Source organism: Mycobacterium sp. NPDC004974 (genome assembly GCF_053600815.1).
Genome location: NZ_JBSGAQ010000003.1, coordinates 394,955 through 412,852, shown reverse-complemented (window position 1 = coordinate 412,852; position 17,898 = coordinate 394,955). Strand labels below are relative to the sequence as shown.

The window sequence follows — 17,898 nt, the reverse complement described above, 5'->3', positions numbered from 1 at the left end:
TACTGCTTCGCCCGGGCCGCCCCGTCAGGCGTGGTAGGGCTCGGCGCTGATCAGGGTGACCTTGACCGTGTTGCCGTTGGGCACGGTGTACGTGCGCGACTCGCCGACCTTGGCGTCGATGAGGGCACTGCCCAGCGGTGAGTTGGGGGAGTACACCTCGAGCTTGCCGTCGCTGATGCCCTCCTGGCGGGTGGCGATCAGGAACGTCTCGGTGTCCTTCTTGTCGTCGTCGTAGTACACCTTGACGACCGAACCGGGCAGCGCGACGCCGGACTGCTTGGGAGCCTCACCGACCTTGGCGTTGTTGAGCAGCTCCTGCAGCTGGCGGATGCGGGCCTCCTGCTGGCCCTGCTCCTCGCGGGCGGCGTGATAGCCACCGTTCTCGCGCAGATCGCCCTCTTCGCGACGGTCGTTGATCTCGGCGGCGATCACCGGCCGGTTGGCGATCAGCTGATCCAGCTCCGCCTTCAACCGGTCGAATGCGTCCTGAGTGAGCCAGGTGACCTGTGTGTCGGTCATATTCTCGCGCTCCTGTCTATCTTGCTAAGGCGCTGATGCGCCTTCCTCGCGTACCAAGTCCGTTGTTTCCGCCGGGGAAGGCGCGTGTATTGCCGCGGGCGTCGGCACCTAACCGAGTGCTAATGCAGCAATACACGGCCCCAGCGAGGAACCGTGTATCGCACAATCGTACCACCGAGCGGCCAACGAATCTTCATTTAATCGCTGTCAGACGTGGGTTGTGGACGTCAGAATCAGGGCGCTACCAGGTAGGACGGCACATCCGTCCCGCAACCGTAGACGTCGCCGATCACGGGAGTCCGGCTGGATTTCACTTCCGTGGTCACCTGCACCACCGTGTGGTCGGACGGGCCGACCAGGATTTCACGCCGGCCGGTCTCGCTGCCGTCGATCGAGCGGGCCCGGACGATGCACACCACCGGCTTCGACGGGTCGGGACGGGTCACCCCGATCGTCACCGAGACGGTCTGGTTGTCGATCAGTTCGTAGGCCGAGAGCTCGCCTTTCACCTCGCCGGTGCCCAATCGCTGGAAGGCCACGACCGCGAGGATCACACCCGCCACCACCACCAGGCCGACCAGTGCGAACGTGATCCATCGCCGGGTCCGGCGGGACAATTGGCGGGATCCGTAGCGGGCGGCGGGGCGTTCGATCATCAGAACTGGAACTATAGGGCCAGACAGACACGTCACCGCAGCCCAGGGCTGAAGGTCGGGTAGAGGGATTAGGTAAGAGGACGCCGTAGTTAGATGAAAGCGAAATGAGTGAACTGCGGTTGATGGCGGTGCATGCCCACCCGGACGACGAGTCCAGCAAGGGGGCGGCAACCACCGCACGCTATGCGGCTGAAGGTGTGCGCGTCATGGTCGTGACGCTCACCGGTGGCGAGCGCGGCGACATTCTCAATCCGGCGATGGACCTCCCCGAGGTCCACGGCCGGATCACCGAGGTGCGCCGCGACGAGATGGCCAAGGCGGCCGAGATTCTCGGTGTCGAGCATCACTGGCTGGGTTTCGTGGACTCGGGTCTGCCCGAGGGCGACCCGCTGCCCCCGCTGCCGGACGGCTGTTTCGCGTGTGTGCCGATCGCCGAGCCGGTCAGCCGGCTGGTCCGGGTCATCCGGGAGTTCCAGCCGCATGTGCTGACCACCTACGACGAGAACGGCGGTTACCCACACCCCGATCACATCCGTTGTCACGAGGTGTCGGTGGCGGCCTACGAGGCGGCCGCCGACCACCGGCAGTATCCCGAGGCCGGGACGCCTTGGAGCGTGTCGAAGCTGTATTACAACCACGGCTTCCTGCGCCAGCGCATGCAACTGCTGCAGGACGAGTTCGCCAAGAACGGTAGGACGGGCCCCTTCGGCAAATGGCTGGAGCACTGGGAACCCGATCACGACATATTCGCCAAGCGGGTCACCACCCGTGTTGAATGCTCGGAGTACTTCAGTCAGCGCGACGATGCGCTGCGCGCGCACGCGACCCAGATCGATCCGAAAGGCGATTTCTTCCATGCGCCGATCGAGTGGCAGCAGCGGCTCTGGCCGACTGAGGAGTTCGAGTTGGCGCGGTCGCGTGTGCCGGTGAATCTGCCGGAAGACGACCTGTTCACCGGGATTGAGAAATGATCGACACATTGACTGCAGTGGTCACACTGCTCGCCGACGAGCCCCGCAACACCGGACCCGAGTTCGGTAAGGCGACCCCGCTCGGCCTGCTCATCACGGTGGCGCTGCTGATCGGAACCTTCGCACTGGTCTGGTCGATGAACCGGCACCTGCGCAAGCTGCCCGAGTCTTTCGACCGGGAACACCCCGAGCCCGATCAGGCCGCCGACGAGGGCACGGCCGAGGACGCGGATGGCGACGCGGCGAACAGCACTCCCGATGACCACCAAGGTCAGCCACGTGAGCCGGGTGGCGGGTAACACTCTCGGCGGGTCCACCAGCCCGTACCTCCGCCAGCACGCCGACAATCCGGTGCACTGGCGGGAATGGACGCCCGAAGCGCTCGCTGAGGCCGCCTCGCGCGACGTCCCCATCCTGCTGTCCATCGGCTACGCGGCGTGTCACTGGTGTCACGTGATGGCGCATGAGTCGTTCGACGACGCGGAAGTGGCAGCCGTGCTCAACGACGGATTCGTCTGCATCAAGGTCGACCGTGAAGAGCGTCCCGATCTGGACGCGGTGTACATGAACGCCACCGTCGCGTTGACCGGGCAGGGCGGCTGGCCCATGACCTGCTTCCTGACCCCCGACGGCCGGCCGTTCTTCTGCGGCACGTACTACCCGAAGCTGGGGTTCCTGCAACTGCTGGACGCGGTCGCCGAAACCTGGCGGGATCGGCGCGACGAGGTCGAGCGGGCCTCGGATCAGATCGCCACCGAATTGCGGTCGATGTCGGCCGGACTGCCGGGCGGCGGGGCGCCGGTGGGCCGTGAGTTGTGCGATCACGCGGTGGCTGCGGTGCTGCACGACGAGGACGAGACGTACGGAGGCTTTGGCGGCGCGCCGAAGTTCCCGCCCTCGGCGTTGTTGGAAGGGCTGCTGCGTCACCACGAACGCACCGGATCCGTGCCGGCGCTGACGGCCGTGCAGCGCACGTGTACGGCGATGGCCCGCGGCGGCATCTACGACCAGCTGGCCGGTGGATTCGCGCGCTACAGCGTCGACCCCCACTGGGTGGTGCCGCACTTCGAGAAGATGCTGTACGACAACGCGTTGCTGCTCCGGGCTTACGCGCACCTGGCGCGTCGGACCGGGGATCCGTTGGCACGCAGGGTGACTGGACAGACAGCCGCCTTCATCATGTCGGACTTGGGGGCCGGCGGCATGTTCGCCTCGTCGCTGGACGCCGACGCCGGTGGGCGCGAAGGCCTGACCTACGTGTGGACCCCCGCCGAACTGCGCTCGGTGCTGGGGGATGACGACGGAGATTGGGCGGCTTCACTTTTCGGGGTGACGGTCGACGGGACGTTCGAGCACGGTGCCTCGGTGCTGCAACTGCATCGCGATCCCGACGATGAGGCTCGTTTCGAGTCGGTGCGTACGGCGTTGTCGGCGGCCCGCGCGCTGCGACCCCAGCCGGCGCGCGACGACAAGGTGGTGACCGCTTGGAATGGGCTGGCCATCACTGCGTTGGCCGAAGCCTCGGTGGCCCTCGAGCAACCCGAATTGCTTTCTGCGGCACTCGATTGCGCGCGCCGATTGCTTGACCTGCACGTGGTGGGCGGTCGGCTGCGCCGTGCCGGCCTTGGCGGTCGGGTGGGGGAGAGCGCGGCCATCCTCGAGGATTACGCGGCGCTGGCCACCGCGTTGCTCACGCTCTACCAGCTCACCGGCTTCGGGTTGTCCGAGGCGGTTGGGTTGTTGGATATCGCCCTCGACCACTTTGCGGATCCCGATCAGCCGGGTCGCTGGTTCGACACCGCTGACGACGCCGAGAAACTCATGGTGCGCCCCGCCGACCCGATCGACGGCGCGACGCCGTCGGGCGCCTCACTGATCGCCGAGGCCCTGCAGGCGGCGGGCTACCTGACGGGGTCTGAGCGGTATGTGGATGCAGCACAGGCGACGTTGTCCTCGGCCACGCCGATCCTGGCCCGTGCGGCCCGGTCCGGCGGGCACTGGCTGGCGGTCGCGGAGGCGCAGGTGTGCGGACCGATCCAGGTCGCGGTGGCCGGCGATCCGTCCTCTGATCTGTTGGCCGCCGCGCGCCGGCTGGCCCCCGGTGGGGCACTGGTCGTCGGGGGTGCCCCAGGTTCCGCAGACTCGTCGCCGTTGCTTCGGGGGCGCGACCGGGTGGACGGCGCCGACGCCGCCTATGTGTGTCGCGGCACGGTGTGTGACCTGCCCGTCACCACCGTCGGGGAACTTGCAGTCTCGCTGGGTGGTGAACCTCCGGACGGCGGAAGTGGCGCCGTGTAGCCTCGCGGCCATGCCCAACGCCGAGCAAATCACCCAGACCGTCAAGCGCTACCTCGACCTGGTCGCCAGCGGAAGTGCCGACGAGATCGCCGAGCTGTATGCGGACGACGCGACCGTCGAGGATCCGGTGGGCGGCGGTGAGGTTCACATCGGACGGGCCGCCATCCGCGGCTTCTACGCCAACGTCGAGAACATCAAGGGCAAGACCGAGCTGGTGACGCTCCGGGTGGCCGGCCACGAGGCTGCGTTCCACTTCCGGCTGACGATGGACTTCGGCACCACCAGCATGCAGATCGAGCCCATCGACGTGATGGTGTTCGACGGCGACGGCAAGATCAGCGCGATGAAGGCCTACTGGTCACAGGCAGACACCGTCACGCTCTAGCTCCGGTCGAAGGCCCCGCATCGTCGTGTGACGGTGCGGGGCTTTTGTGTTTCTGGCGTGCTGACGGATCAGAAGACGGCGAACCACATGGCGATGTAGTGGCAGATCGCCGCGACCGCGGTGCAGGCGTGGAAGAACTCGTGATGGCCGAACGTGGTGGGCCAGGGGTTGGGCCATTTGAGCGCGTAGAGCACGCCGCCGATGCTGTAGAGCGCGCCGCCGACGATCAGCAGCACCACCGCCGCCACCCCGGCCCCGTGCATGATCGGTCCGATGAACCAGGCCGCGACCCAGCCCAGCAGGATGTAGAGCGGTACGCCGAGCCAGCGTGGTGCCGACGGCCAGAACATCTTGAGCAGCACGCCCGCGATCGCCCCACCCCAGACGATCCAGAACAGCACCATGCCTTTGGATTCGGGCAGAGCCAGCAGCGCGAAAGGGGTGTAGCTGCCGGCGATGAAGATGAAGATCATCGAGTGATCGAGGCGCTTCATCCACTTGCGGGCGGAGGCGGATTTCCAGTTCACCCGGTGATAGGTGCCGCTGACGGTGAACATCGCCACGATCGTGAAGGTGTAGAGCAGCGTGGCCAGCCCGGCCCGGGTGGATTCCAGCGACCACGACACCGACACCAGGGCCGCACCGGCGATGAATGCGATCACCGCCGAATACACGTGGATCCAGCCCCGTGCGCGCGGCTTGCCCAGGAACTGGGCGACGCCCTCGGCGACCGCCTCGGGCAGATCTTCCGCGGGCCGGTTCAGTGCGGCCGCTGAGCGGTAGGGCTTGGTGCTACCCGTCGGCGCAGTCATGTCACCTCCATTGAGAACCGTGGTGTACCCCGACGCTCACAGTAGTCTGGACTCTCGTGGACATCATTCCCCCGCGGCTCAAGGAACCGGCCTATCGGCTCTACGAGATGCGGTTGCGTCAGGAACTGGCGCAGTCCAGAGCTGAGCTACCTCGCCACATCGCGGTGCTGTGCGACGGTAACCGCCGCTGGGCGCGTGACGCAGGTTACGACGACGTCAGCATCGGCTACCGGATGGGCGCGGCCAAGATCGCCGAGATGCTGCGCTGGTGCCAGGCCGCAGGCATCGAGATGACGACGGTCTACCTGCTCTCGACCGAGAACCTGCAGCGCGATCCCGAAGAGCTGTCCGCCCTGCTCGAGATCATCACCGACGTGGTCGAGGAGATCTGTGCCCCGTCGAACACCTGGACGGTGCGCACCGTCGGTGACCTGGAGTTGTTGGGGGAGGAGCCGGCCCGTCGACTGCGCGAGGCGGTCGAATCGACCACCGGCAGGGGCGGGAAGTTCCATGTGAACGTGGCCGTGGCCTACGGCGGCCGTCAGGAGATCGTCGACGCCGTGCGCTCGCTCCTGTCGAAGGAACTGGCCAACGGTGCCACCGCCGAACAACTCGTGGACGCGGTCACGGTCGACGGCATCTCCGAGAACCTGTACACCTCAGGCCAACCCGACCCGGATCTCGTCATCCGCACCTCAGGTGAGCAACGCCTCAGCGGATTCCTGTTGTGGCAGAGCGCATATTCGGAGATGTGGTTCACCGAGGCGTACTGGCCCGCCTTCCGCCGCGTCGACTTCCTGCGCGCATTGCGCGATTACACGGCCCGGCACCGCAGATTCGGCAAGTAGTGCCAAACTTGAGACATGGCTGCGCTGTCGGCAGTGGTCTTCACCCTCAGCTGGTGGCTGGGTTTATACCTGCTTGCCCGCGACCCGCGTAAGCCCGTCCTCGTCCTCGCGGCGATCGGGCTGACGAGCTTCGCGGCCGTGGTCGCGCTCGACGCGGTCCGGCTGGTCACCGGCTCGGAAGTGCTCAGCCGCATCGAGATCTATCTGGTGGCATTGCCGGGCATCGCCTGGTTCGCGGTCATGGTCGAACTTGCCCGCCCGGCCGACACCTTCCGGTCCCGCGTCGGTGAGATCGCGGCGATCTTCGCCGTCGCAGTGCTGGCGTTCGCCGGGGCGGGGCTCGCGGGCAGCGTCGACGGCCCGCTGCGGACCGGTCACTGGGTGATGTTCGCGGTGATCTCGTTGTCCTCGCTCGGCGCCATGGTCAAGGCCGTGCTCGGCGGCGCGAAACCCGGATCGGTGGTGGGCTTCATCATCGTCGCGACGCTGTTCTTCGCGCTGGGCAACGCGATCCTGGTGATCCCGCTCGGGTTGGTGCCGAGCTGGTTGGCGCTGGCCTCCACCGGGTTCGACGTCGCACTGCTCGGTGTGGCGGTCGCGATCTGGGACGCCTTCGACGAGGGCCAGGCGTTACGAGCGGACATGCGCCGCTCGATCATCGGCACGCTGGTGATCGCGGTTCCGTTCGCGGCCCAGGCGCTGATCGGCATGACGGTGCTCGATGCCGGAGCCGGCCGCACGGTCATGACAATCCTGTTGTTCACCAGCCTGGCCGTCGCGGTCGCGGTGGAAGTGCTGGCCGATCCGCTGGCCGGGCTGTTCGACCGGTTGGCCTTCGCCCGGTCCCCGGATCTGCGCGCCGACCGCGAGGCATTGCGCCAGACCGAGGCCGCACTGCCGCTGCGATCGGATCATCCGCTGGGCGGCATCGACGACGACGCCTTCGCCCGACTCACGCGACGTGCCCTCGGCCACTACGCCGATCTGTCGAAACTGGTGGCCAGCCCGCTGACCGCGCTGCCCGCCATCGACGCCCGGCTGGTACAGCGTGGGGCACCGGACCAGCCGCTGGAACGGGCCAACGAACTGAAGGCGCTGCTGGCTGACCGCATCGCCGCACTCAAGCCCCGCGACGGCGGCGATTTCGGCACCACCGAGCAATGGCGCCACTACAACTCGCTGTACTTCCCCTACGTCGTCGGGGTCCGCGCCTACGCGCAGAACGCCACCGCCGCCGGTCTCGACCCGGTCGCGCGGCAGGCGTGGCAGTGGCTTGTCACCGAAGTGCCACAGCGCTCACTCCACAACTGGCAGAACGCCGCGGCGCGAGTGATCGCGGCGGACCTGCGTGGTGACCTGGCACCGGCGGTCGGCTCCGCCGGCCGATAGGGAGTTCCTCCTCCAGAAGCGGCGCTGACCTGGGCTTGGCAGCGCTTGGCAGTGTTTGGCGTCGATCTGGCAGCACCTTCTGGGCAGGGTCGGAGGTGTTCCACCAATCGACACCCTCATCGCCGAGGAGCCCGATATGACCGCGATCCTGAACCGACCCCAATCCGACGCCACCGCCGGAGCGGCTACGGAAGATGTTCTGCTGCGATTTGCTTTGCGCGCAGATGCCACCGTGTGCGCCGGCGTCGGCCTGCTGGTCGCCATGGCCGCCGATCAACTGGCCCGTATCGCGGGCCTGTCCGCCACCACCGGGTGGTTCGTCGGCGCCGCCCTGGTCGGCTATGGCGCCCTGCTGTACGTCCTGGCCGTGGTTTCGCGGGTCCGGCGTGTGGGCATCGTGGTCCTCGCAGGCAACGTGGCATTCGCGATCACCACGGTCGTCGCCATCATGACCGGCTGGTTGTCGTTGACCGGGACCGGCGACGAGTTGGTACTCGGATTCGTCGGCGCCACCTTCGTGTTGGCCTGGCTGCAGTACCGCGGAGTGCGCCGTCTGGCGTGACTCCTTCCCGAGCCGGTGCGGGGTGCCGCCGCAAGAGGTTACGGCGCGTATCCCCGCACCGTGCTCCACCGCTCGAAGTGAATGCACGACAAGTTATCGCCACCAGAGAGAAGGAGAATCATGACCGCCATCACCGCCACCGGATCCGCTGGCACCAGGAAGGGAACCGATTCATTGCTGCGCCTGGCCATGCGGCTCGACGCAGTCCTCGTCGGCATCGCCGGGGTCGCACTGCTGGCCGCGGCCGGGTACTTCGCCGATCTCACCGGGCTGCCGAAATCCGTCGAATACGGCGTCGGCGTGTTCTCGGTCGTCTACGGCATCGCGGTGTTCGCCCTGGCCGGGATCGAGCGGGTGCGTCCCGCGGGTATCGGCACGGTGGTCGCCAACGCAGCCTGCACGGTGATCGCCCTGGTGGCTGTCTTCACCATGGCGCTGACCACCGCGGGCGTCGTGGTCGTCATCGGCACCGGCATCTACACGCTGGCGATGGCCGAACTGCAGTACGTCGGGGTCAAGCGAATGACGGCCTGATCGACCTGCGATCGCCCAGAACCGTTGTGGTTCTGGGCGATCTGGTGTCTGTGCTCCGGCTAGAGCTTGCGCAGCCGCAGCCGGTTGATCGAATGGTCGGCGTCTTTGCGGAGCACCAGGGTGGCCCGCGGCCGGGTCGGCAGGATGTTCTCGATCAGGTTGGGCCGGTTGATCGAATGCCAGATGTCGCGCGCGGCGAACACGGCCTGCTCATCGGTCAGCGTCGAGTAGTGGTGGAAGTGTGAGGCCGGATCCGCGAACGCCGTCGAACGCATGGTCAGGAACCGGGAGATGTACCACTTCTCGATGTCCTCGATACGTGCGTCGACGTACACCGAGAAGTCGAACAGGTCCGAGACCATCAGCGCCGGCCCCGTCTGCAGGACATTGAGCCCTTCCAGGATCAGGATGTCCGGGTGCCGCACCACCTGCTTCTCACCCGGCACGATGTCGTAGAGCAGGTGTGAGTACACCGGCGCACAGACCTCGTCGGCCCCGGATTTCACCGCGGTGACGAACCGCATCAACCCGCGCCGGTCGTAGCTCTCCGGGAACCCCTTGCGGTGCATGAGGTTCCGGCGGTTGAGCTCCTTGTTCGGGTAGAGAAATCCGTCGGTCGTCACCAGGTCGACCCGGGGATGGTGGCCCCAGCGGGCCAACAGGGCCTGCAGCACACGGGCGGTGGTCGATTTTCCGACCGCCACACTGCCCGCGACGCCGATGACGAACGGCACCGGCCGGTCCGGATTCTGCTGCGGCTCACCGAGGAACTCCGCCGTCGCGGCGAACAAGCGCTGCCGGGCGGCCACCTGCAGATGGATCAATCGGGCCAGGGGCAGATAGACCTCTTCGACCTCGAGGATGTCGAGTTTCTCGCCCATACCGCGCAGGCGCAGCAGCTCGTCCTCGTTGAGTTTCAGCGGTGTCGACATGCGCAGTGCACGCCATTGACTTCGGTCGAACTCCACATAGGGGCTCGGCTCGCTCGGCCGCGGCATTCGGTCAGTCTTGCATCTACGGTTGTCGGCATGGGTAATGGGATCGACAAAAAGTCAGACTCAGCGGAGCTGATCCGCGAGTACCTGCTGCTCGGCCTGCGCTTTGACCGGGTCGAGGACGGTTACGTCGACTCCTTCACCGGTGACCCGCAGCTGCGCCGCGCGGTGGAGAACGAGCCCGCGCCGGACCCGGCCGAGCTGGCCCGCCAGGCTGATCGGTTACTGACCCAGATCCCTGACGATCTCGATCACGACCGCGCCGAATACATTGCCGCGCATCTGCGCGCGCTCAACTGCGCGGGCCGCAAGTTCGCCGGTGAGCAGGTCGGTTTCGTCGACGAGGTACAGGCTTATTTCGACGTGCGGATCAGCAAGGGCGACCCCGAGAAGTACCGCCAGGCGCACGCCAAACTCGACGACGCACTCGGCGGCACCGGCCCGTTGACCGAGCGAATTCAGGCCCACCGCACCGGAGACGAGATCCCGCCGGCCCGGCTGGAGGAGTGCATCCACGCGTTCTCGTCGGCCCTGCGAGACAAGGTGCGTGCCGCGTACCCCCTGCCGGAGACCGAGACCATCACCTATGAGGTGGTCACCGACAAGCCGTGGTCGGGGTTCAACTACTACCTGGGCGATTACAAGTCCACCGTTGCGGTCAACGCCGACCTCAAACAACAGATGGCCAACCTGCCCCGGCTGGTGGCCCACGAGTCCTACCCGGGCCATCACACCGAGCATTGCCGCAAAGAGGCCGGCCTGGTGGCTCGCGACGGCGAACTGGAACAGACGATCTTCCTCGTCAACACCCCGCAGTGCCTGATGGCCGAGGGCCTGGCCGACCTGGCGTTGCATGCCATCGTCGGGCCGGGCTGGGGGGCATGGGCCGCCGACATCTACGCCGACCTGGGGCTGCGGTTCGACGGGGAACGCGCGGAGGCGATCTCGGAGGCGGTGGCCGGGCTGGCCGATGTGCGCCAGGACGCGGCGCTGATGCTGCACGACGAGCATCGCGACGTCGACGAGGTGGCGGAGTTCCTCAAGCGGTGGCTGCTGGTCGACGACGACCGCGCCAGACAGTCGCTGCGGTTCCTGTCCTCGCCGCTGTGGCGGGCCTACACCAGCACCTACATCGAGGGTTACCGGTTGCTGCGGGCGTGGTTGGACGACCGGCCCGATGGTGTGACGTTGACCCAACGCTTCGGTCGGCTGCTCGACGAGCCGCTGATCCCGTCGACATTGCGGACGGCCTAGGCTCGCGCCCGAGTCGCGGGCCGCCGGTGCGTGGCGCCCGACAGCAAAGCCCTAGACACGATTTCAACGCCGCCCTGAGGGGCGCCTGGCATTTGCCTGACAGTGTTCTACGTTTCGTTTCTTCGCCGATATGACGGTGGTCTCAAGCGCTTGAATCGCTTAGTTACCGGTCAGTAACATTGTTGCCGTAGGGCCCGGTGACGGTGCCGGGTCGGGCAAAGGAAAAAACCATGGCAGCAACAAGGGAAAGACTGGACAAGATCAAGCGCGTGGCCGGCGTGATCGTGGCGGCCGGCGCGGTGGCGCTCGCCGGGATCCTCGGCTCGGGCGCGGTGGCCAATGCCGAACCCGTCACGAAGGTCGGCAGTGATCCGGTGGCGCCGGTCAGTCCCGGCGGCAAAAAAGCTCCCTTCACGAAGGTCGGTAGCGATCCGGTGACGTCCGCCATCTCCGGCATCCCCAGCATTCCCGGCGTATCTGGTGGCACACAGCTCCCGCCCCTCGTCAGCCCGTGGCCCGGCGGTGCGTGGGCCGGCCACGATTGGAGCAAGGGATACCCCGGCGGCGGTTTCGCCAATGGCAAGGGCGGCGGCGCCGCCATCCACGGCAAGGCCGGTGGCGCGTGGTTTCACCGCGACTGATCTGACAACCCGAGAAGCCGGGCGGACTCAATTGTCCGCCTGGCTCAAAACTTTGCTGTGGACTGCTCCGGATTCCGCGCTCGCGCCAGCTGGGGGCATGTCCGGGCGGGTCTAGCTCCTCCGCTGAAAAGCCATTTGAAAGCGCAAATACTGACCTTGATTTGCGCTGCCGCGGGTCATGGGGCCCGCGCCGGCCGGCTGCTTGATAGGCCCTTTCGGCGAAGCGTAAAATATTTGCTGAGAATCGCGGCGGCGAAACCGGATGGCGGCAAAGGGAGTCGAGATGGCTGCAACAGGGACGAAATCGAACCGGATCAAGGTGATGGCCGGCGTGGTCGTGGTGGCGGGCTCGATGGGGCTGGCCGGATTCGTCGGACCCGCAGCGGTGGCCAATGCCGATCCTGTCGTCGTCTTGAATGGCCACACGGTGTCCCCGCCGACACCTGGTCTCAAGATCCCGTGGCCCGGCGGAGCGTGGGCCGGCTGGGACTGGAGCAAGGGGTGGCCCGGAGGTGCCTGGGCTGGTCACGATTGGAGTAAGGGTTGGCCGGGCGGCGCTTTCGCCAACGGCAAGGGCGGCGGCGCTTGGAGCCACCCCAAGTGATCTGCCGCTGATCCCGTCGACATTGCGGGCTTAGGCTCGGAGGGTGTCTGAGTTTCGGCTGTACATCCCCGCGCTGGCGATGCCGCTCAACATGCTCTTGTTGGCGTGGATGGTGATCGGTCGGGGACTGTTTGCGCAGCTCGGCTGGATGGTGGTGTTCGGCGTCCTCGCCGCACCGTGGCTGGCACTTTGCCTGGTGGCGACCAGCAGGATGATGCGTAAACTGCCGGGCCGGGAACTCACCTCCGGCCAGGCCTGGGCGCAGGTCATCCTGTGGGTGTCGATGTTCGTGTTCGGGCTCGCCTGTGTCGACGGCGGAGACAGCCCCGACACCTTCCCGTCGGTCCTGATGAAGGTGATCGGCGAGGGGCCGCGCATGGAAACCGTCAGCAGTCTGCTGTGGGCGGCATCGGTAGTCGTCGGGGTTGCCGCTTGGTTCGTGCTGCTCACCAAGCTCACCCGAGGTCTGGCGCTTGCACAGCCGCCTCAGCCGCCATACCCGTACCCCGGTCATCTGCCCGGTTACCCAGGCCCGGGCCCGATGAACGGCTACCACCGCTCCGACTAGGCTGAATGCCATGGCAGCAGACTCGTCATCCACCTTGCCCGCGGCTTCCGGCGTTGATTACGCCGACACCTCAAGCGCCGCCTACCAGGCCGCACTGCAGGTTATCGAATCCGTCGAGCCGAGGATCGCGGCAGCAACCCGCAAAGAGCTTGCCGATCAACGTGATTCGCTCAAGCTGATCGCCAGCGAGAATTACGCCTCCCCGGCCGTGCTGCTCACCATGGGCACCTGGTTCTCCGACAAGTACGCCGAGGGCACCGTCGGGCACCGTTTCTACGCGGGCTGCCAGAACGTCGACACCGTCGAGGCCCTGGCTGCCGAGCACGCCCGCGAACTGTTCGGCGCCCCCTACGCCTACGTCCAGCCGCACTCCGGGATCGACGCCAATCTCGTTGCCTACTGGGCCATCCTGGCCACCAAGGTGGAGGCGCCAGGCCTGGCCGAGCTCGGCGCCAAGCACGTCAACGACCTGTCCGAGGCGGATTGGGAGACCCTGCGCAGCAAGCTGGGCAACCAGCGTCTGCTCGGCATGTCCCTGGATGCCGGCGGGCACCTGACCCACGGCTTCCGGCCCAACATCTCGGGCAAGATGTTCCATCAGCACAGCTACGGGACCAACCCCGATACGGGTTTCCTGGACTACGACGCGGTGGCCGCCGCGGCCCGCGAGTTCAAGCCGTTGGTGCTGGTCGCCGGCTATTCGGCTTACCCGCGCCGGGTGAACTTCGCCAAGATGCGCGAGATCGCCGACGAGGTCGGCGCCACCCTGATGGTCGACATGGCGCACTTCGCCGGTCTGGTCGCGGGCAAGGTGTTCACCGGTGACGAGAACCCGGTGCCGCACGCCCACGTCACCACGACCACCACGCACAAGTCGCTGCGCGGCCCGCGCGGGGGCATGGTGCTGGCCACCGAGGAATTCGCCCCGGCGGTGGACAAGGGTTGCCCGATGGTGCTCGGCGGGCCGCTGAGCCACGTGATGGCGGCCAAGGCCGTCGCCCTGGCCGAGGCGCGCCAACCGGCCTTCCAGGCCTACGCCCAGCAGGTCGCCGACAACGCCCAGGCGCTGGCGGACGGCTTCGTCAAGCGTGACGCGGGCCTGGTGACCGGTGGCACCGACAACCACCTGGTGCTGCTCGATGTGCGCTCGTTCGGTCTGACCGGCCGCCAGGCCGAGTCCGCCCTGCTGGATGCGGGCGTCGTCACCAACCGCAACGCGATCCCGGCGGACCCCAACGGCGCCTGGTACACCAGCGGCATCCGGCTGGGCACCCCGGCGTTGACGAGCCGCGGATTCGGCGCCGACGACTTCGATCGCGTGGCCGAGCTGATCGTCGACGTGCTGTCCAACACGCAGGCCGATGGATCGTCCAAGGCCAAGTACAAGGTGGCCGACGGCACCGCCGAGCGCGTGCGCGCTGCCTCGGCCGAGCTGCTCGACGCCAACCCGCTGTACCCGGGCCTCACCCTCTGAACCGGAGCGGGCTACATCACACGTGACCTGAGTTTCAGAAACCTGTAAACCCGGGTTACAGTTACCGCATGGCACAGAAACCTGTAGCTAATGCGCTGACCCTGGAGCTCGAGCCGGTTGTCGAGGCCGAGCTGCGCCGCCACCTGGATACCGAGGACCTCTGGTACGCGCACGATTACGTGCCGTTCGACCAGGGCGAGAATTTCGCCTTCCTCGGTGGCCAGGACTGGGATCCCTCGCAGGTGACGCTTCCCAAGAACGTCACCGACGCCTTGGAGATCCTGCTGATCACCAAGGACAACCTGTCCGGTTATCACCGCGAGCTCGTCGAGCACTTCATCCTCGAGGACAAGTGGGGCCGGTTCCTCGGCCGCTGGACCGCCGAGGAGCACCTGCACGCCGTCGCGCTGCGCAACTACCTCGTCGTCACCCGCGAGATCGACCCGACGGCCAACGAGGACGTCCGCGTCGAGCACGTGATGAAGGGCTACCGCGCCGACAGCTACAGCCAGATCGAGACGCTGGTGTTCATGGCGTTCTTCGAGCGTGCGCATGCGGTGTTCACCCGCAACCTGCGGGCGCAGATCGCCGAGCCGGTGCTGGGCGCGATGGTCGACCGCATCGTCCTCGACGAAGAGCGCCACGAGCTGTTCTTCGCCAACCTGGTGGCACACCTGCTGGGCACCCACCGCGACGAGACCGTGGCGGCCATCGCGGCCCGGGCCCGCGACCTCGACGTGATCGGCGCCGACATCGACGCATACCAGGACAAGGTCGCTCTGGTGGCCGAGGTCGGCATCTTCGACAAGGCCGCTCTGGCGCAGGTCATCTCCGACCGGATCAGCGCCTGGGGGCTGGCCGATGAGCCGCAGCTCCAGGAGTTCATCAACACGTAACGCGCCGGGCGCCCCACACGCGGCGCGCCAGCCAGCAACCCCGCCGAGGCGGGAGTAGCGTCGAATCCGATGGCTAGCGACATGCTCTGCTGTCCGGACGGTACCGATCGGTTAGATCACGAGAGGACCGGCTCCGGTCCTGGTGCCGCAGTGTCCACCGAGCAACTCGTGTGGGGCCGCGCGGGTTCTAGGAGCGCCACGTGACTGATACTCCTGTCCGTACCTATGTGCTCGACACGTCCGTGTTGCTGTCCGATCCATGGGCATGCACCCGGTTCGCCGAGCATGAAGTGGTGGTCCCGCTGGTCGTGATCAGCGAGCTGGAGGCCAAACGGCATCACCACGAGCTGGGTTGGTTCGCCCGGCAGGCGCTGCGGATGTTCGATGATCTGCGGCTTGAGCATGGACGGCTGGATCAGCCGATTCCTGTTGGCGCAGAAGGCGGCACGCTACAGGTCGAGTTGAATCACATCGATCCGTCGGTGTTGCCAACGGGGTTCCGTACCGAGACCAACGACACCCGGATCCTCGCGTGTGCGGCCAATCTCGCTGCGGAGGGCAAGCATGTCACGCTGGTGAGCAAGGACATCCCGTTGCGCGTGAAAGCCGGTGCGGTTGGCCTGCCTGCCGACGAGTACCACGCACAGGATGTCGTGGTGTCCGGCTGGACCGGGATGACCGAATTCGACGTGGCGGCAGGAGATATCGACACGCTGTTCGCCGACGGCGAGATCGATCTGACCGAGGCTCGGGATCTGCCTTGCCACACCGGAATTCGGTTGCTGGGCGGTAGTTCCTCGGCGCTCGGGCGGGTCAACGCCGAGAAGCGGGTGCAGCTGGTGCGCGGTGATCGCGAAGTGTTCGGCCTCCGGGGAAGGTCAGCCGAACAGCGCGTCGCCCTCGATCTGCTGCTCGACGATTCCGTCGGCATCGTCTCGCTCGGCGGCAAGGCCGGCACCGGCAAATCCGCCCTCGCCCTGTGCGCGGGCCTGGAAGCCGTGCTGGAACGCCGAACTCAGCGCAAGGTCGTGGTGTTCCGTCCGCTCTATGCGGTCGGTGGACAGGATCTCGGCTACCTGCCCGGCAGTGAGAGCGAGAAGATGGGTCCGTGGGCTCAGGCCGTCTTCGACACCCTCGAAGGGTTGGCCAGCCCCGCGGTCCTCGACGAGGTGCTGTCCCGCGGAATGCTGGAAGTGCTTCCACTGACCCACATTCGGGGCCGGTCCCTGCACGACTCGTTCGTCATCGTCGATGAGGCGCAGTCACTGGAACGCAATGTGCTGCTGACCGTGCTGTCGCGGCTCGGCGCGGGCTCGCGGGTGGTGCTTACCCACGACGTGGCCCAGCGGGACAACCTGCGGGTGGGTCGCCACGACGGCGTCGCGGCGGTGATCGAGAAACTCAAGGGGCACCCGCTGTTCGCCCACGTCACGCTGCAGCGCAGCGAACGTTCGCCGATCGCCGCGCTCGTCACCGAGATGCTGGAGGAGTTCAGCCCCGGCGCGCTGCCCTGAGTTCGGAGTGATTTGTGCACCTCCCGTAACGGCAGGCGTTACGGGAGGTGCACAAATCACCAGCCGGTAGGCTGCCGGAGTGGCGAGGCTCCCCAACAGTCAGGCGTGGCGGTGGACGGCAGTCGGCGTGACCGCCGCGGTCGTGGTCCTGGTGGTGGGGGTGCTCACCGGGCACATCCGCCGGGACGACCCGGATGACGTGGACTGTTCCAAGGAGCGGTGCGTCGCGCTGACGTTCGACGACGGGCCCGGCCCGTACACCGACCGGCTCCTGCAGATCCTGAAGGACAACGACGCCAAGGCCACGTTCTTCGAGATCGGCAACAAGGTCGCCGCCAACCCCGAGGGGGCCAAGCGGGTGGTCGAGGCCGGGATGGAACTGGGCAGCCACACCTGGGAACACCCCAACATGACGACCATTCCGCCCGAGGAGATCCCGGCCCAGTTCAGCAAGGCCAGTGACGCCATCGAGGCCGCGACGGGCCAACGGCCGAAGCTGGTTCGCACGGCAGGCGGACTGGTCAACGACGAGGTGCTGGCCGAGGCCCGCAAGCAGGGGCTGGCCGACATCAACTGGGATGTCATCCCGTTCGACTGGGCCAACGACGCCAACACCGCTGCGACCCGCTACATGCTGATGACGCAGATCAGGCCCAACAACGTCGTACTTTTTCATGACACCTACTCGTCCACCGTGGACCTGGTGCAGCAGTTCATCCCGGTTCTCAAGGCCAACGGCTACCACCTGGTGACCGTCAGCCACATGCTCGGTGAGCGCGAGCCCGGCACCAGCTACGGCAGCCGCGAGAACGGCCCGCCCGTGCCGCCGGCCGAGGCCATCAAGGATATTCCGCCGGAAGAGACCCCGTCGTTGCCCGCGACCCCCTCGCCCGCGCCGATGCCGAACTTCCCGATCACCGACATCCCCGGGGCGAATTCGGGTGGCCCCAACAACGGGGCCTGACAACTGAGATACAC

General features: G+C 66.8%; 20 protein-coding genes. 16 read left to right on the top strand and 4 right to left on the bottom strand.

Annotated elements, in window-relative coordinates:
* Positions 1–24 precede the first annotated feature (24 nt).
* Both greA and ACWEFV_RS10160 read right to left on the bottom strand, forming a co-directional pair.
* Positions 25–519 carry a transcription elongation factor GreA gene (gene greA / locus ACWEFV_RS10165; RefSeq protein ID WP_135457599.1) on the bottom strand — a complete coding sequence of 165 codons (495 nt, stop codon included), beginning with the start codon at positions 517–519 and terminating at the stop codon, positions 25–27.
* A 233-nt stretch (positions 520–752) separates the two neighbouring features.
* Positions 753–1,175 carry a DUF4307 domain-containing protein gene (locus ACWEFV_RS10160; protein ID WP_135457597.1) on the bottom strand — a complete coding sequence of 141 codons (423 nt, stop codon included), beginning with the start codon at positions 1,173–1,175 and terminating at the stop codon, positions 753–755.
* 104 nt (positions 1,176–1,279) lie between these two features.
* Here ACWEFV_RS10160 and mca point away from each other — a divergent pair, with 104 nt between their 5' ends.
* Genes mca through ACWEFV_RS10140 form a run of 4 tightly spaced genes read left to right on the top strand, consistent with a single transcriptional unit; the run spans position 1,280 to position 4,829 of the window.
* Positions 1,280–2,146: a mycothiol conjugate amidase Mca gene (mca, locus tag ACWEFV_RS10155; RefSeq protein WP_135457595.1), complete on the top strand. Its 867-nt coding sequence runs from the start codon at positions 1,280–1,282 to the stop codon at positions 2,144–2,146.
* Complete coding sequence (locus ACWEFV_RS10150; protein WP_135457593.1) at positions 2,143–2,445, top strand: hypothetical protein; 303 nt, start codon at positions 2,143–2,145, stop codon at positions 2,443–2,445. Before mca ends, ACWEFV_RS10150 begins: the two co-directional genes overlap by 4 nt.
* Positions 2,405–4,444 (top strand): thioredoxin domain-containing protein, encoded by a 2,040-nt coding sequence (locus ACWEFV_RS10145; RefSeq protein ID WP_135457591.1) that lies wholly within the window; start codon positions 2,405–2,407, stop codon positions 4,442–4,444. The genes ACWEFV_RS10150 and ACWEFV_RS10145 overlap by 41 nt, the downstream gene beginning before the upstream one ends.
* Before the next feature lie 10 nt (positions 4,445–4,454).
* Positions 4,455–4,829, top strand: coding sequence for a nuclear transport factor 2 family protein (locus ACWEFV_RS10140; RefSeq protein ID WP_135457589.1), 375 nt, complete (start codon positions 4,455–4,457; stop codon positions 4,827–4,829).
* Positions 4,830–4,897: 68 nt separating this feature from the next.
* Here the strand turns inward: ACWEFV_RS10140 and trhA are convergent, their stop codons facing one another.
* Positions 4,898–5,641: a PAQR family membrane homeostasis protein TrhA gene (gene trhA / locus ACWEFV_RS10135; protein ID WP_135457587.1), complete on the bottom strand. Its 744-nt coding sequence runs from the start codon at positions 5,639–5,641 to the stop codon at positions 4,898–4,900.
* 56 nt (positions 5,642–5,697) lie between these two features.
* Here trhA and ACWEFV_RS10130 point away from each other — a divergent pair, with 56 nt between their 5' ends.
* The 4 genes from ACWEFV_RS10130 (at position 5,698) to ACWEFV_RS10115 (ending at position 8,974) form a co-directional block, all read left to right on the top strand.
* Positions 5,698–6,489 (top strand): (2Z,6E)-farnesyl diphosphate synthase, encoded by a 792-nt coding sequence (locus ACWEFV_RS10130; RefSeq protein ID WP_135457585.1) that lies wholly within the window; start codon positions 5,698–5,700, stop codon positions 6,487–6,489.
* 15 nt (positions 6,490–6,504) lie between these two features.
* Complete coding sequence (locus ACWEFV_RS10125; RefSeq protein ID WP_450070069.1) at positions 6,505–7,878, top strand: hypothetical protein; 1,374 nt, start codon at positions 6,505–6,507, stop codon at positions 7,876–7,878.
* A gap of 136 nt (positions 7,879–8,014) precedes the next feature.
* Positions 8,015–8,440 carry a hypothetical protein gene (locus ACWEFV_RS10120; protein WP_450070068.1) on the top strand — a complete coding sequence of 142 codons (426 nt, stop codon included), beginning with the start codon at positions 8,015–8,017 and terminating at the stop codon, positions 8,438–8,440.
* Between the two features lie 120 nt (positions 8,441–8,560).
* Positions 8,561–8,974, top strand: coding sequence for a hypothetical protein (locus ACWEFV_RS10115; protein WP_450070067.1), 414 nt, complete (start codon positions 8,561–8,563; stop codon positions 8,972–8,974).
* Between the two features lie 59 nt (positions 8,975–9,033).
* On the opposite strand, the gene coaA is transcribed toward ACWEFV_RS10115, so the two are convergent.
* A complete protein-coding gene (gene coaA / locus ACWEFV_RS10110; RefSeq protein ID WP_135457578.1) occupies positions 9,034–9,972 on the bottom strand; it encodes a type I pantothenate kinase in 939 nt (312 codons plus the stop codon).
* A gap of 30 nt (positions 9,973–10,002) precedes the next feature.
* Between coaA and ACWEFV_RS10105 the strand changes: the two genes are divergently transcribed.
* The 8 genes from ACWEFV_RS10105 (at position 10,003) to ACWEFV_RS10070 (ending at position 17,884) form a co-directional block, all read left to right on the top strand.
* Positions 10,003–11,223, top strand: a complete 1,221-nt coding sequence (locus ACWEFV_RS10105; protein WP_450070066.1) for a DUF885 domain-containing protein — start codon at positions 10,003–10,005, stop codon at positions 11,221–11,223.
* A gap of 230 nt (positions 11,224–11,453) precedes the next feature.
* On the top strand, positions 11,454–11,864 hold the full coding sequence (locus ACWEFV_RS10100) for a hypothetical protein (protein WP_450070065.1): 411 nt from the start codon (positions 11,454–11,456) through the stop codon (positions 11,862–11,864).
* 283 nt (positions 11,865–12,147) lie between these two features.
* Positions 12,148–12,468: a hypothetical protein gene (locus ACWEFV_RS10095; protein ID WP_450070064.1), complete on the top strand. Its 321-nt coding sequence runs from the start codon at positions 12,148–12,150 to the stop codon at positions 12,466–12,468.
* Between the two features lie 43 nt (positions 12,469–12,511).
* Positions 12,512–13,036 (top strand): hypothetical protein, encoded by a 525-nt coding sequence (locus ACWEFV_RS10090; RefSeq protein WP_450070063.1) that lies wholly within the window; start codon positions 12,512–12,514, stop codon positions 13,034–13,036.
* 10 nt (positions 13,037–13,046) lie between these two features.
* Entirely contained in the window at positions 13,047–14,510 is a 1,464-nt protein-coding gene (locus ACWEFV_RS10085) for a glycine hydroxymethyltransferase (protein WP_450070062.1), read from the top strand.
* Between the two features lie 68 nt (positions 14,511–14,578).
* Positions 14,579–15,406: an acyl-ACP desaturase gene (locus ACWEFV_RS10080; protein ID WP_450070061.1), complete on the top strand. Its 828-nt coding sequence runs from the start codon at positions 14,579–14,581 to the stop codon at positions 15,404–15,406.
* Positions 15,407–15,606: 200 nt separating this feature from the next.
* Positions 15,607–16,920, top strand: coding sequence for a PhoH family protein (locus tag ACWEFV_RS10075; protein WP_135457564.1), 1,314 nt, complete (start codon positions 15,607–15,609; stop codon positions 16,918–16,920).
* Positions 16,921–16,999: 79 nt separating this feature from the next.
* The gene (locus ACWEFV_RS10070; protein WP_450070060.1) at positions 17,000–17,884 is read left to right on the top strand and encodes a polysaccharide deacetylase family protein; all 885 of its coding nucleotides are present in this window, start codon (positions 17,000–17,002) and stop codon (positions 17,882–17,884) included.
* Positions 17,885–17,898: the final 14 nt, after the last annotated feature.